This is a genomic window from Chryseobacterium sp. SIMBA_029 (genome assembly GCF_046535275.1).
Lineage (GTDB): Bacteria > Bacteroidota > Bacteroidia > Flavobacteriales > Weeksellaceae > Chryseobacterium.
The window spans coordinates 127,787-142,201 of sequence record NZ_JAWRXA010000002.1; the positions used below are offsets into that span (position 1 = coordinate 127,787).

Genomic DNA, 14,415 nt, shown 5'->3' on the forward strand with positions numbered 1-14,415 from the left:
TTTGATATTAATTACATAATGCTTGGTTTAAAGCTATAATAGATTTCTCATAATGCTCTCTTTTTACGACAAACTGCATATTGACCTGCATGATAGATTGTGCATAGCATTCAATGTTGATGTCATTTTCATATAATGCTTTCGCTGCCCGGTATAGAAATCCCGGAGTCGCAATATTAGTTCCCATTGCACATACTAACGCAACTGGAACTCCCGTTACCTGATAGAAATTTTGTTTAAGTTCCTCCAAAAGCTTTTCAGCAGTCTTACTTTCCCAAATCACCATGGTTATGGAGTTCGCATTGGTAGACTTTAGAACATAACTGATATTATATTTTTGAAAATAGTCCATAATCCGGGCATCATAACCCACTTCACTTACCATAAGCGGATCGTGAATTTCTATGGCCAGCATTTTTTTAGATCCGGAAACAATCTCAACACGGGCATCCGGAGATACATAGTTTTTTGAGATTAAGGTGCCAATATGATCCGGCTCGAAGGTGTTTTTAATACGAATATTAATTCCGGAAAGCTCCAGCGGCTTTGCTGCCTTCGGGTGGATCGCCTCCATGCCTATATCAGCTAACTGATCTGCAATGATATAATTGGTAAGCCCCACCGGAACACAGTTTTCTATACCCACGATATTGGGATCTGCACTGGACAGGTGATATTCTTTGTGTATTACCGCTTCATCAGCCTTTATATCTACAGCGACCTTGCTGAAAGTCACTTCAGAATAACCACGGTCGAAAACTCTCATAATTCCTTCCGTTCCTTTGGTGTAGCCCGTTGCAACACAAATGATATTTTCGAAATCTATTCCGCTGAATTCTTTGGAAATTCTCTCATCAATCGTAAGGGCTTCATTATCATCAAATCCACATAAATCCACAAACTTTGCACGAATTCCGTTATTAGTAATAATGTTGGTAGAATTCCATGCAGAGTGTGCTTCACCGATAGATGCAAGAATTTCCCTTGCCGCAAGATGAATATCATGAGCATTTACATATCCTGATGCCAACACTTTACTTAAGCTGCTAAGCATTGTTTTGGCCTGCTCCACTCTGTTTTTTATAAATTCATTAGCTTCAGAAAGCTGAAGACCAATAGTTTCCAATCCTTGATTAATTACAATAAGTTTTTGACATACTTCATCAAGATTAGCTTTATAATCTTCACCGTTCAAAAATTTTTGATATACACCAGGTTCACCTGTTTTTTTATGTTCTAATAGCCAGTTTGTTACATTATTATAGGCAGAGACTACAAAAACCCTATTGTAAAATTCTCCCTCTTTTCTTTTTCCAATAACTATATTGTAAAGAACATCCTGAAACTGAGACATGGAAGTCCCTCCTATTTTTTCTACTGTCAACATTGTAAAACTTATTTTCGATCTACGAAAATAAGAAAATTAAGATGATTGGAGATATCGATCTGTAAGTCGCCTGTTTTAAATGTTTTTTAAAAAATGCTTATCTTTCCCATTCAAATTCTATGTAAAGATGAGTAAAGGGTTTTTAGGATTATTTCTTTTATTATTTTCAATCGCTTCGGCTCAGCAAAATGCCTATTATCAGCAATCTGCGAAATACAGAATGGATATTGACGTGAATGCTGAAAAATTTACCTACCAGGGCAATCAAACTTTAGAATATACCAATAACTCTCCGGATGAGCTGAATGTGGTATATTTTCATCTCTATTGGAATGCTTTTAAATCTAATTCAATGATGGATCAGCGGGTGGCTGGCCAAGGTAAAAATGGAGATTCAAGATTGCAGAAAAATGGAATTTCCAGACTTGCTTCTATTCCTAAAGATCAGGAAGGGGCACAAAATATCCATTGGATCAAACAAAATGGAAAAGATCTGAAAGTGGAAGTTCAGGAGACTATTATGAAAGTTTACCTGGCAGAACCTATTAAACCTCATTCAACTACGACTTTTACTATGGAATGGGATGCTGTGATTCCGCAGCAGATCAGAAGGAGTGGTAGAAATAACAATGAAGGGGTGGATATGACGATGACACAGTGGTATCCTAAAATTGCAGAATACGATTATGATGGCTGGGCTACTTTTGATTATATCGGAAGAGAGTTTCACGCGCCTTTCTCTGATTTTGATGTTACCATTAAAATTAATAAGGATTATGTTCTAGGAGCAGGAGGAATCCTTGAAAACCCTGCAGAAGTAAAAGGCTATGATCCTGCTTCAAAAATAAAAGCAGATAAAGATAAAAAGGTATCCTGGAAGTGGACGGCAAAAAATATTTTAGATTTTGCTTGGAGCGCAGACAGAGATTATACGATCAAAAGTTTTGATGTTCAGGGTGGCCCAAAAGTATACCTTGTGTATCAGAAAAATGATAAAACAAAAGCATGGGAAGAGGCACAGCCTTATGTTACCAAATACTTCCAGATTATGAATGCTCATTTTGGAAAATATGTGTATCCAACATATGCCTTTATTCAGGGCGGAGATGGGGGAATGGAATACGGAATGTGTACGATGATCTTAGGAGAAGCCAAGGATATTGAAGGATTGATGGGATTAATGGCTCATGAAGGGGCACATTCATGGTATCAGCAGATGCTTGCAACAAACGAATCGATGCGTCCCTGGATGGATGAAGGTTTTACGAGCTATGCGGAAGGATACACGATGTATCAGTTATTTCCTCCGGCAGATCAGATGCCCAATCCTTTTGCTAAAACACTGGAGGCATACAGGAAATTCATCAAAAAAGGAATTGAAGAACCTGCGATCTGGTTGGGAGACCACCATGACAATGGAAGTTCTTATACTTATGCATCCTATGTGAAAGGAGAATTGTATTTAGTTCAACTGGGTTACATTATGGGTGAGCAGAATTTAGCAGAAACGTTGAAGCAGTATTATGATCAGTGGAGTTTGAAACATCCGTCGGACAGAGATTTTCTGCATATTGCCCAAAAAGTTTCCGGGATGGATCTGAAATGGTTCCAGAACTATTGGATCAATACCACCAAAACTATTGATTATGGGATTAAAGATGTGAAATACGAGGCAAAGTCTACGACCATTACTTTAGTGAATAAAGGACAAGTTCCGATGCCGATCGACTTCAGTGTAATGACTACGGATAAAAAAGTAGTCACTTACCAGATTCCGTTGAATATGACCCATACCTGGAAAGATAAAGATATCTACGGTGATTTTACTACATTGAAATATTGGCCATGGACGCAAAAAGAATATACATTGACGATTCCTTATACAAAATCCCAGCTGGCTGTGTTGGGAATAGATTTCAGCCAGCGATTGGCAGATGTGAATATGGAAGATAATTTTATAGATGTAAAATAACAAAAAGGGGAGTATATGAAAAATACTCCCCTTTTTGTTTGTCCTTATCTTTAAATCTAAAGAATTGTTTTTTAGAAAATTCCAGAAGGACCGCAGTCTTGAATTGCCCTTCTGCAATAAGGTACTGCTGTACAAGGATTAGCAGGACATATACTTCCAGGACATATTGCGGGTATGCCACTTGGCATAGGACAAATTACCTCTCCTCCAGTTATCATCTTTAGTGCATTTCTTGACATTTTCTTGAGATTTTTCATAATAAAATTTTTTTAATTTGATTTAGTACTTTAATGTTATTAAGATCAAATATATAAGTTGCTCGAATAAGAAGAAAGAAAGAATTAGCAGATGTTCATTGAGATCTAATAAGTGTAATGATATTTTCTTTAAGTGTGATTTTAAATGTTGGTATAAACGAAAATACAGATTGTTCTTTACTATTTTCAATATAAAACAGCTTATAAAAATTCAAATTAAAGAACTAATGTTTTTAGTGAGCATTGAATTAAATATTTTTTAGAAATACACAATATGCCTTTTCCGAAAAATTGTTACTTTTACGATAGGTATTATTATCGTTGCAAAAACGAGTACAAATACGGCAGTCTTATTCATTGTAAAGATAATACAGGCAGCCACAATAAAATTTTAAACGATATTCTGAATTCCGGGAAGCTGATACGCAATGTATGAAGCAGATCCGAAATCTAAAACAGAAATCGAACAACTGAAAAGCAGGTAAATGAATTCTATCGTAATCAATGTGGGAAACAGCAATATCAGATTCGGACTTTTTGATGATGACAATTGCGATATATCATGGGTAATCAATACAAAGCCATACAGAACAGCGGACGAACTTTATGTTCAGATACTGATGCTGTACCAGACCTATAAAGTGGAACCGACAGAGATCACCAGAGTGATTATAGGCTCGGTCGTACCTCAGCTTACCAAAGTGATGAGTTCTGCAATAAAAAAAATTCATGGTATTCAGCCTGTTATCGTAGACCGTAATACCCCCTCAGAAGTGCAGGCAAAGTCTAAGCAAATGGGGACGGATATTTATGCCAACCTTGTAGCAGCCCATAATATGTATCCGGACAGGAAAAAAATCATCCTTGATTTTGGAACGGCACTTACCGCAAGCTGTGTAGCAGAAAGTGGAGAAACACTGGGAGTAATTATCGCTCCTGGAATCATTACTTCTTTAAACTCATTGATCAGCCACACTGCCCAGCTTCCTGAAATCGAGTTGAAAAAACCAAAAACAGTGTTGGGATTAGATACCGTTACCTGCATGCAGAGTGGGATGGTATATGGGTTTTTAGGGATGGTAGAAGGCTTTATCGACCGTATTAATGATGAGGTTAATGATGATTGTTTTGTGATTGCTACCGGAGGAGTTTCGCATGTTTATAAGCCTTTGACAGATAAAATTCATATTGCCGACAGGCTTCATACGCTAAAAGGGCTTTACTTTTTAGGAAAAGATTTGTAAATGAAAGAATTTCCGGTTTTATTGACAGAAAGATTGATTCTTTCCCAGCTGAATGAATCTGACATCCCTTTTATTGTTGGATACCTTCAGCAAAAGGTGTTTTCTGAGCTTACATCCAATATTCCGTATCCTTATACCGAAAAAGACGCTGAATTCTGGCTGGAAATGTCACGGGAAGCTTTCGTTCATAAAACGGGATATACATTTGCTATTCGCGATCATGGACATAGATTTATGGGTGCCGTTGGAATTCATGACCGGGGAGATGATAAAGCTGAATTGGGATACTGGCTGGCCGTTCCCTTCTGGAATAAAGGATATGTTACAGAAGCGGCAAAAGCAATAATAGATTTCGGATTTGAAACATTGAAGTTTAATAAAATATACGCTACTCACTTCCTGAATAACCCAGCTTCTGGCAGGATCATGCAAAAAACAGGAATGGAAAAAGAAGCTTTACTGAAACAGCATATCAAAAAAGAGGACGAGTATCTTGATATTGTCATGTATTCTCTCTTTAGAAATAAAGAATAACGGATAAAAAAAACAGCCTTTTAAGGCTGTTTAATTTTTTATGGCTCAATGTTGCATGATACACAGTCATTTCCGGGAATTGGATATACCCAGCCCCCACAACAATCCGGAATGGGCTGTAATCTACATCCTATTGCTCTTTTACCTGTATTAGGATCTGTATACAGACATTGACCGGGCATTAAGCCTCCATTAATTTTTGCCGTTTCTTTTCTTGATAATTTTCTCATATTGTTTTAATTTGGTTGTGTCCAAAAATAGAAAATTATTTAATTACTTGTATGTTTTAGAGTAAATTTCATCATTGTTTTCAAATAAAATATTGTTTTTTGTGAATATTTAAACTGTTTTCCGTAAAAATGTGAAGTTTTAACTTTTTGACATAAAAGGAATCAAACCTTAAATTATTTCCATGAAACATTTATATTCTTTGCTTCTTATAACACTGGGCGTATCTGCTTTTTCACAGACAAAGCTCATTGCTTTTAAAAGCCATAGTGGTAGTTCTATGCACTTCAATACGGCTGTTTCCGAAAATCTTTTTGATGCTAATTTTTCGAATTTGGGAATAGTTCCCAAAAGAATGGTTACCGACGCAAAACTTGATTCTGTTATTATTTTAAATGAAAGTGAAAGTATTCTGGTCACCAGTTCAGCAAGCAAAACGCTTCCGGCAGGAATAAAAAAAGAATGGAGGCCCGGAAGGGAAACGGTATGGAATAACAAGCTGTTTTCCAAAAAAAATATAGATAGCGTGAAGAAGGTCTTAAAAGAGGAATACTATTTCATAAATGACATGGACAGTGTTGTTTTTATGGAATATGATAAAACAAAAAATTCTTACAAAGAGATAAAACCCATCATACAAAAACCTCAGCAGGAGAAACCTGACAGAATGCCGAAGGGGCTGCTGGTAGGAATCTTAATGATTTCTGGTGTTTCTGGACTCTACAAGTGGAAAAGAAATAAAAAGAATCATGAAAAATAGATTTCTGCTTTATGCGGGAATTTTTTTTCTGCTTTTCATGATATTTTTTCCGTTGGATTTTCTGGGTAATTTTCAGGAAAAACTAACTTCTTTCCTGTTTGGCGATCTTACGGAATGGCTTATTATTGATGTTTTTAAGGTGAAAAATGCAGGAATTGATTTTTCTTCAGACAGCCTGTCAATGGTAGTGTTAATTAGCTTGCTGCTGATAGTGTCTGTTATATTGAGCATACTGACAGCTAAAAAATACAGGCAGAATATTCTCTTCTTATCCAAAGAAATTATTGTTTTATATCTCGCTGTTATTGTAATGAAATACGGGCTAGATAAAATCTTTAAAGCTCAGTTTTATCTTCCGGAACCCAATATTCTGTACTCCCGTTTCGGAAATTTAGATAAGGATATTCTGTACTGGAGCACAATGGGAACTTCTCATTTCTATTCTGTGTTTGCTGGAATTCTGGAATTGGCAGCTGCAGTGCTAATCCTCTTTAATAAAACCCGAATTCTCGGACTTCTGCTTGCAATCGGTATTCTCATCAATGTTTTTGCGATTAATATAGGGTTTGATATTTCCGTGAAATTATTTTCTCTGGTATTGCTGTTGATGGCAGTTTTTACTTTAAAAAATGAATGGGTAATCCTTTATCAGTTTTTAATTGTGAAAAAAGAAAAAAGGCTTACTGATGAAACAATTTCCAATAGTAAATTACAACCCATATGGGGATTCTTTAAAACTGCTTTTCTGGGATTATCACTGGTCATGATTCTTTTCCCATATGTATATTCGGGAAATTATAATGATGATACTGCGGCCAGACCATTTATTCACGGGGCTTTTAAAAATATAGATAAAAATTCTGATGTCCGGTATGTTTTTTTTCATCGAAACCATTATTTAATTCTGATGGACAAAAATGAAAATACGATGGACTTTCATTATTCATTTCAACCATCGAAGCAGAATATGGTGCTGGAGGATTATAACGGCAAAAAAATACAGGCTGGTTGTAGCTATCGAAAGAAAGACAGTCTTATAACTCTTACCATAGGAAAGAGTAGGATAGAAGCCAAAGGGCTGAACTGGAGAAAAATGAAGGCTTTGCAGCCAGTTTTTCATACTATCATAGAAGAAGTGAAATAAAATTTATCTTTTACTTTTAAAGAATTCTTTAACGATCGTGGAGCATTCATTTTCCATAATTCCTGTTACTATGTCAGTTTTAGGATGAAGAGAAAGGTGTTTATTGATAAAACCTCTTTGCTCATCCCTTGCGCCAATCACAACTTTCGAAATTTGCGACCAAGACAAAGCTCCTGAGCACATTACACAAGGCTCGAGTGTTACATACAATGTACAGTTTTTCAAATATTTTCCACCCAGGAAATTGGCTGCTGAGGTAATGGCCTGCATTTCTGCATGGGCAGTTACATCATTGAGCGTTTCGGTAAGGTTGTGTGCTCTTGCAATCACACGGTCGTTGGAAACGATGACGCATCCGATGGGAACCTCATCTTTTTCTAATGCTATTTCGGCTTCCTGTAGAGCCATTTTCATGTAATATTCGTCTGTAAACATGTAGTTATTCGAAGGTCAGGGTTAATGGAAATTTGAAATTGAATCGTACCGGATCACCATTGATGACAGCAGGAGAAAACTTCTCCGAAATGGAGTATAATGCAATTTCAGCTTGTCTGTTGAAGGTGAAATTATCACCTTGTGCATGGACGTTGCTGATGGAGCCGTCTTTTTCCACGACAAAAGCCACATTTGTTTTTATGGATTTGGTTTCAGTATAAACACCATCCGCATAAAAGAGATTAATGACTTCCTGTCTTAAAATATCGATTCCTCCGGGATAATCTGCAGGCTTTTCAATAATTGTCGACTTGTCTGCAAATTTATCGGTGGAATACCCTGTATGGGTGATTGTTTGGAGATCTTCCAGGTTTCTGACTTTAAGCAGTGCTCCGATTAAGGCCACATTCTCAATACTATCCATTTTTTTCATAAAAAAAAGGAAATCATTTTTTATGGTAGCTTTTTTGAAGGTATTGGATTCGGCATCAAACTTTTTCTTAAATTCAGTATTCAGCATACCGCGATGCTGGTTATAATAGTTTTTTACCTGCTTGAATTCTTCTTTCTGCTGTGACAGACAGAAACAGGAAAATAAGCAGCAGATACCGATGAAAAAAGCCTTCAATATGGATATGTTTATGTAAATATAATCAAAAAATATGGAACTTTCTCTCTTATATTAGTTTTGAAAATAACGGTTCAGCGACTCCTGAAGATGGGTGCGAATGTCATCAACTAAACATTTAGGTTCTAAAACCGTTACCTCTTTTCCAAACGAAAGAATCTCCTGCATAAAATCATAAGTGGGATGAAGGAAAAACTCAAAATAGATCTCTTCAGGTGTTTCCTTGGTCTCTTTTTGAGATTGATGGAGCGGGAAACTTCTAATATATTCCCCTTGATGTCTGCTGCATTTTAAGACAATATTTTGAGGATTTTGCTCGGTGAGATTCATTACACCGAAAGCATTTTTAAAATATTCCCTGAAATTAAAGCTGTATTTTTCTCTGTATTTATTATCGCTTACATCCAGGTAGTTAATACGGTCCAGTCCAAATGATTTTAAGATTTTATCTTTTGTATCAATGGCAATAAGATACCATCTGTCTTTGGATTCCTTCAATGCCAGAGGATGAACTTTTCGGGAGGTCATCAGCTTGTTTTTATAGTTGTAGTGTTCAAAAGAAACCACTCTTTTATTACGAATGGCAAAGAACAGATCGTAAAAGTTCTCAATCCCGGTAGGTTTTCTGCTTTCGAAAAAAATGAAATTGGAAAAATCCGGATGAAGGTTTAGGGCATTACTGACCTGAAAAGATTCCAACAATTTTTGGTTGTACTCATCTACTTCCATAATCGGACGACTCTCAATATAATAACGATTATCTCCTTTCTTTTTATTGTGAATGGAAAGGTTAAAAAGATCTGAAATTTCCCGGATATCCCTTTGCAATGTACGAATCGAGTAGCTTTTGATATCAGCATCCTGAAATTCGAAAGAGTTTAAAAGATAGTCCTCCAGTTGAGAATACGTCGCCGGAGAACTTTCTAATCTTTTTATAATTAAGGCATATCTTGTCAGGTAAAAATCTTTTTTCATGATCTAATTTTGTAAGACAAATATAGATTCTTAATGCGACAAAACGTGTCGTGTTTTATTTTTTATTAGGTTTTAAAAGAAGAAAATTTCAATAATAATGTAAAAACGTTAATTTATGGCTTCCATAATTTTATGATAGAGAATGCAATTGTCTTATCTGAAATTAATTCGGTTTCTTTCAATTAAAAAACCGCCTCGATGATGAGGCGGTTTTATATTTTGATATCACATAGTTTAAAGATAATATTCATCTAAATTTAGTGAATTTCATCATATTTACTATTCCAAATCTTTTATTGGATCTAAATTTTTTTATGTTATTTCTCTAGGAGCGTTTAAGTGGTTTTCTATGTTATTTAATTCATTTTCAGGAAACACCATTACCATTTTATTTTTTGAATAATAGGTTCTAATCTTTTCCTCATCCAATACAAGAAGGTCAAGATAATAATCTTTATCTACTAATACATGAGCATTTTTTAGTTTGCATTTTGCCTGTACTAAGACATCCCAGTCTTTTCCTTCCAGTTCCTTCCATTCTTCAAAAGGAATTCTGCCTCTGCTTCCAAAAAGAAAAATCTTTTCTACGGCAGTAATATCGTCAATCCTGTCCTTTAGGGTAGTGAGGATATAAGGCAGCACTTTATCATGCTGCCAAATAGTCTCGAGTTTTACTCGACTCATTGTTTAAAAATTATTGATTAAATTAGAAATCTTGATAAAGGAATATTTTCCACATATTCTTCTTTTGTAATTTTTTTTCCATTTTTGTCCATAATTCTAAAAGCAGAATTGATAAAATCACCTGAGAATTTTAAAAATGATTCACCGTCTGTCAAGAATTCTATAGTATCCATTTCTGGTGAATAATGAGGCGGTTTAGCAAATTTAAAATGCTTAATTTTTGTAATGTCAATGCGGAAGGTTAATCCATTTTCTCCACTTGGAAAAGCCTGAATCCCATCAATTTTGGAAAGCTCATCTGCTATGGCATTATAAAGGACTAAAGATGAATCTGTTTTTTCCCATTGTGCATCTCTATTGATTTCTATATCAGATCCCATGCATTTATAGATTCTGGGAAACAGATTGGAGTCATCAAAGTTTTGAATTATTCCATATTCTGAAGTACTATCTAATAATCTTGATGATATTTCAATCCATTTTTCAGTAGCTCCACCACCTAAGAGACTGTCATTCTTTTCAAAATTGAATTTATCTTCAGTAATTACTTCAGAAGGAACTTCAAAATCATTCGGATCTTCAGCTGTAAATGGTAATGCATGAGCAACTTTCAATCCAATACTTTCTGCCTGAAGAATATTCAATGCAGTAGGAAGTCTTGTGAGCCAGGCTTTTCCTTGTTTCTCTCCCTTCGGTTCTTTCATTTCATCTACAATTGATAAGTAAAGATTATCACCGATTACCGGAACTTCAGCACCATTCCAGATTTTACCGGTAGCCATATAAAACTGAACAGCATCTTCAAATCCTGGACGAACAGTTGCTACAACTCTTGCCATACCACTTTGTAAGAATGCTTTGAATAATGGATCTGTGTCATCAGACTGATACAGGTCATTCCAATTGGTTTTTCTCCCCCAGTAATAAGGGTACAGGTAATAAGAAAGGTTCTCCCATTCAAAAGCCTGCTCCATAAATTTGATATAGGCTGTATAGTTATCTAAATTAGATGATAAAACGGTCTCATAATCACTAAAAGATGACCCTTGGGTAAGTCCTTCCAATCCATAGCCATGAGTAGACCCGGCATTTCTGTCTACGATATAAGAGATACAGTTTTTACGAAGAACGGTATTTTCAATCTGACGGTAGAAGTTTGGATTAGAACCTTTTATTTCTACTGCTTTATTTTGCTCTTCAGACACAGCATTATTATATTCAATTAAAGCTTCTTCATAGGTCTCAATAATTGCTTTAAATGTTTTCTGCTGCCATTGTTTTCTTGCTTCTGAAGTTAACTGACATGTTATTGAAAGTGATGTTTCAAATGAATAAAATCTGTCTGTTGAAATACTAACCGCAACATCGCCGCTATACCCTGAAAACGCTCCAGATGAAACAAATGTTTGTGAACTACTGTTAGAAATAACGCGCATATCGGCTATGTTGATATTTAAAAGACATTTTTCATATTCTTTACCACCACCACTTATGGCATAATTTGTACTTACATATCCTTCAGGAATTTTAACGACATCCTGCATCCCAATAGCACTTGTTGTACTACTTGATGCTCCTACATCTGCAACCTTATCTCTTCCGTAAGCAAAGCCTTTGGTGACTTTAATGACTTCGGTAGGTAAATTTTCAATTTCAACATTATATTTACTGATCCAATATTTTAAAATGCTGTCTGTACCAAGTGCTGTGAAATCTTTCATTGGCATTGCTACAGAAGTTCTCGGATCTTCAGGCTTTACTAAAGTAGAGGCTGCCTTATTCTGGCTCACCCATAAAAGATGAAGTTTGGCAGGTTCAGGAACCATAAATTCAAACATCAAACGCTTTCCATAATTGTAAATCTGGTTTTTCATCAGCTTATCCACCCATCTGTAAACGCCAACAACATGCTTATCTCCTTTTCTGTTATCTAATCCGTGAGAATTATTTTCTTCGAACTCATCGATAATTTTCTCAATTCTTTCTTCATGAACTTTCGTTACAATTCTATCCATAGCTCTTGATGTCACTTCCTGAGCCTGTGTCATAGCTTGTCGGGTACTCTCTTCTTTAGAACTATGATGGGCGTTATTTAAACCAAGTCCCGTATTGATGTTAAAGTCACCCATTTTATAGTTGGTTGCTACATTAAACTGTGTGCCGTTATCTGAAGCTTCCTGCATTATTTTAGCAATCTCATTTTGCATTTCAAAACGGTTTGCGGTAGTAGTATCAGAAAGTTGCTCTCTTTCCGTATCTGAAGAGGTTGTTGTTGTATTTTCACTTCTTCTTAATCTTCGGGTAGATTTTTCACGGTATTCTCTTGCCATTACATTTTCGATGTGTGCAACTTCGCCTTCTACATACGCATGAGTACTTTGTTCTACTTTTAGATAATCAGCAATACCGATTTGTTTAAAGCCAAATCCTGAAGGAATAAAATGATTCTCATCATCAATAATGACAGAGGGTTCTCCTTCATCAACTAGAAGTTCGAACTTGGAAGAGATACACGTTCTTACATTGATCCCTAAAGTTTTAAACTGAGCAATTTTTCCATTGGTAAAATAGACTTTGATTTCAAAAGAAGAGTCCTGCATTGTAGAAAATTCTACGCCCTGGCCAAGAAGATCATTTAAGAAAATAGTATTACCTGTTCTGGATTTTACATAAGAGAATCCGTCAACATTAATTCCATTGCCAAATAAAGCATAGGATACACCGGATACCTCCCATGATGAGTCTGGAACATTTAAGGAGAGATCGAGATTGAATAACTTGTATACTGCTTTAGGGCAAATCTGGTAGGTATAAGCTACGGCTGTAGTTTTAGCCAGCGGCATCATAACTCCTCCAATACTCGTATAAACTTCGTTACTTCCTTCTGTATTTTCTACGATAACAGCATTAGCTTTGTCTGTAGATTCCTTGATAAGCGTATTAATTTCTGCAAAAGTATCTTTACCTTCCAACAGGGATTCAATATTTTCTGAGTCTGTTATGCTTCTTTCGTTGGCAGATTCTGGGTTAAATTCATAACCTAAAATATCGAGAAGGGCATCCATATTTTCCGGTTTTAAAGAACGGTTCAATTCATCTGCACTTATTTCGGGACGGAATGAAAAGTCGAATGCCGGAATATCAGGATAAGAAACTTCTTTAGGTTGCTGGCATGGGTCAGCAGGATCATATTTTACATCAGGTTTTCTTATTGCACAGAATTCTTCTTTTACTCTGGCTAGTTCGCTGTAATATTCTTCAAGAGCAGGTCTGTTTTTTTCTTGGTAAGACTCATCCTGGACTTTATATTCTTTCTGATATTCAGTTTGATATTGTCGTTCTAATGTTGAAAGATTCTTTTGTAAAGATTCATACTTTTCAAGTTTTGTTTTGGCAACAGAAATAAGCTGCTGCTTTTTCATTTCTTCCGTTGGATATGTCTCCTTGATTTCTCCAACAGCCATTTTAGAGGCTATTTGGGAAGAAGGAAGGCTTTCATCATCCAGCATTAATTCTTTGGGAAGCACAACTCTTGCACCGAGTAATGCTTTTGATTGGTCTTCATTAGCAACTGGAAGAACATGTAATGCTAAAAGCATCTGCATGATCGTTTCCTTGATATAGAAATCTTTTTGCGTAACCGTTTGATAGATTAAGTTATTCCATAAATCAATCTCAGGGTTTTCAATAATTTTTCCTTCAAATAATTCGGATTTTTTAGACTTTAGTTCTGTATAAGTACATGTGCTTTTATTTTTAGCTAACCATGTTGCAAAATCAGATATTTCAGGATAATTACTTTTGAACCTTTTTAAATTATTTGCATTGTTCCGATCGGAAGAGATACATTTCGGATTGTTTGCATAATTAGCTGCATAAGTCTGTAATAATCTTTGTTTTGATCCGGTTCCATTAACTACCGGAAGATAAAAAGTATCATCTTCTTTTAATGCCTGAGGAGCAAGAATGAATCTTTTTTCCTGATCTTTTTCATCAGATAGTTGCGGGCTTCTTACGCTTACGAATCTGAAAAGCGTCTGTGACGCATTGTTGGTTGTATTCATATTATTTGTTTCTTTATAGTTAATAATGCCTTCTCCTACTAAGGATCCTCCTACGGTAAATGCAGACATTGTTGGTACATTGTTTGTTTCCATTTTAATATTT

Annotated in this window: 13 protein-coding genes; 5 read left to right on the top strand and 8 right to left on the bottom strand. The window is 35.7% G+C overall.

Annotated features, from left to right (window positions below):
• Positions 1 to 7 precede the first annotated feature (7 nt).
• Positions 8 to 1,387, bottom strand: a complete 1,380-nt coding sequence (locus SB679_RS03840) for an aspartate kinase (RefSeq protein WP_410700891.1) — start codon at positions 1,385 to 1,387, stop codon at positions 8 to 10.
• 127 nt (positions 1,388 to 1,514) lie between these two features.
• Between SB679_RS03840 and SB679_RS03845 the strand changes: the two genes are divergently transcribed.
• Positions 1,515 to 3,359, top strand: a complete 1,845-nt coding sequence (locus SB679_RS03845) for a M1 family metallopeptidase (RefSeq protein ID WP_410700892.1) — start codon at positions 1,515 to 1,517, stop codon at positions 3,357 to 3,359.
• 71 nt (positions 3,360 to 3,430) lie between these two features.
• Here the strand turns inward: SB679_RS03845 and SB679_RS03850 are convergent, their stop codons facing one another.
• Complete coding sequence (locus tag SB679_RS03850; protein ID WP_410700893.1) at positions 3,431 to 3,616, bottom strand: bacteriocin-like protein; 186 nt, start codon at positions 3,614 to 3,616, stop codon at positions 3,431 to 3,433.
• A 485-nt stretch (positions 3,617 to 4,101) separates the two neighbouring features.
• Between SB679_RS03850 and SB679_RS03855 the strand changes: the two genes are divergently transcribed.
• On the top strand, positions 4,102 to 4,860 hold the full coding sequence (locus tag SB679_RS03855) for a type III pantothenate kinase (RefSeq protein ID WP_317740549.1): 759 nt from the start codon (positions 4,102 to 4,104) through the stop codon (positions 4,858 to 4,860).
• Positions 4,861 to 5,394 (top strand): GNAT family N-acetyltransferase, encoded by a 534-nt coding sequence (locus tag SB679_RS03860; protein WP_410700894.1) that lies wholly within the window; start codon positions 4,861 to 4,863, stop codon positions 5,392 to 5,394.
• Positions 5,395 to 5,432: 38 nt separating this feature from the next.
• Here SB679_RS03860 and SB679_RS03865 read toward each other — a convergent pair whose 3' ends face one another.
• Positions 5,433 to 5,624: a hypothetical protein gene (locus tag SB679_RS03865; RefSeq protein WP_410700895.1), complete on the bottom strand. Its 192-nt coding sequence runs from the start codon at positions 5,622 to 5,624 to the stop codon at positions 5,433 to 5,435.
• Between the two features lie 182 nt (positions 5,625 to 5,806).
• Between SB679_RS03865 and SB679_RS03870 the strand changes: the two genes are divergently transcribed.
• Both SB679_RS03870 and SB679_RS03875 read left to right on the top strand, forming a co-directional pair.
• Complete coding sequence (locus SB679_RS03870) at positions 5,807 to 6,382, top strand: hypothetical protein (protein ID WP_410700896.1); 576 nt, start codon at positions 5,807 to 5,809, stop codon at positions 6,380 to 6,382.
• Entirely contained in the window at positions 6,372 to 7,526 is a 1,155-nt protein-coding gene (locus SB679_RS03875; RefSeq protein ID WP_410700897.1) for a hypothetical protein, read from the top strand. Before SB679_RS03870 ends, SB679_RS03875 begins: the two co-directional genes overlap by 11 nt.
• A gap of 3 nt (positions 7,527 to 7,529) precedes the next feature.
• Here the strand turns inward: SB679_RS03875 and SB679_RS03880 are convergent, their stop codons facing one another.
• The 5 genes from SB679_RS03880 to SB679_RS03900 form a co-directional block, all read right to left on the bottom strand.
• On the bottom strand, positions 7,530 to 7,961 hold the full coding sequence (locus tag SB679_RS03880; RefSeq protein ID WP_410700898.1) for a nucleoside deaminase: 432 nt from the start codon (positions 7,959 to 7,961) through the stop codon (positions 7,530 to 7,532).
• Positions 7,962 to 7,965: 4 nt separating this feature from the next.
• Positions 7,966 to 8,589 (bottom strand): energy transducer TonB, encoded by a 624-nt coding sequence (locus SB679_RS03885; RefSeq protein ID WP_410700899.1) that lies wholly within the window; start codon positions 8,587 to 8,589, stop codon positions 7,966 to 7,968.
• 54 nt (positions 8,590 to 8,643) lie between these two features.
• A complete protein-coding gene (locus SB679_RS03890; RefSeq protein WP_410700900.1) occupies positions 8,644 to 9,564 on the bottom strand; it encodes a helix-turn-helix transcriptional regulator in 921 nt (306 codons plus the stop codon).
• Between the two features lie 312 nt (positions 9,565 to 9,876).
• A complete protein-coding gene (locus SB679_RS03895; protein ID WP_410700901.1) occupies positions 9,877 to 10,248 on the bottom strand; it encodes a hypothetical protein in 372 nt (123 codons plus the stop codon).
• Positions 10,249 to 10,265: 17 nt separating this feature from the next.
• Complete coding sequence (locus tag SB679_RS03900; protein WP_410700902.1) at positions 10,266 to 14,405, bottom strand: hypothetical protein; 4,140 nt, start codon at positions 14,403 to 14,405, stop codon at positions 10,266 to 10,268.
• Between the last annotated feature and the right edge of the window lie 10 nt (positions 14,406 to 14,415).

Bases quoted from the DNA above. Each gene is read 5' to 3' on its own strand.
- SB679_RS03845 (WP_410700892.1), top strand. From the start codon at position 1,515: ATGAGTAAAGGGTTTTTAGGATTATTTCTTTTATTATTTTCAATCGCT.
- SB679_RS03855 (WP_317740549.1), top strand. From the start codon at position 4,102: ATGAATTCTATCGTAATCAATGTGGGAAACAGCAATATCAGATTCGGA.
- SB679_RS03900 (WP_410700902.1), bottom strand. From the start codon at position 14,405: ATGGAAACAAACAATGTACCAACAATGTCTGCATTTACCGTAGGAGGA.
- SB679_RS03890 (WP_410700900.1), bottom strand. From the start codon at position 9,564: ATGAAAAAAGATTTTTACCTGACAAGATATGCCTTAATTATAAAAAGA.
- SB679_RS03870 (WP_410700896.1), top strand. From the start codon at position 5,807: ATGAAACATTTATATTCTTTGCTTCTTATAACACTGGGCGTATCTGCT.
- SB679_RS03850 (WP_410700893.1), bottom strand. From the start codon at position 3,616: ATGAAAAATCTCAAGAAAATGTCAAGAAATGCACTAAAGATGATAACT.
- SB679_RS03840 (WP_410700891.1), bottom strand. From the start codon at position 1,387: ATGTTGACAGTAGAAAAAATAGGAGGGACTTCCATGTCTCAGTTTCAG.
- SB679_RS03860 (WP_410700894.1), top strand. From the start codon at position 4,861: ATGAAAGAATTTCCGGTTTTATTGACAGAAAGATTGATTCTTTCCCAG.
- SB679_RS03895 (WP_410700901.1), bottom strand. From the start codon at position 10,248: ATGAGTCGAGTAAAACTCGAGACTATTTGGCAGCATGATAAAGTGCTG.
- SB679_RS03875 (WP_410700897.1), top strand. From the start codon at position 6,372: ATGAAAAATAGATTTCTGCTTTATGCGGGAATTTTTTTTCTGCTTTTC.
- SB679_RS03865 (WP_410700895.1), bottom strand. From the start codon at position 5,624: ATGAGAAAATTATCAAGAAAAGAAACGGCAAAAATTAATGGAGGCTTA.
- SB679_RS03880 (WP_410700898.1), bottom strand. From the start codon at position 7,961: ATGTTTACAGACGAATATTACATGAAAATGGCTCTACAGGAAGCCGAA.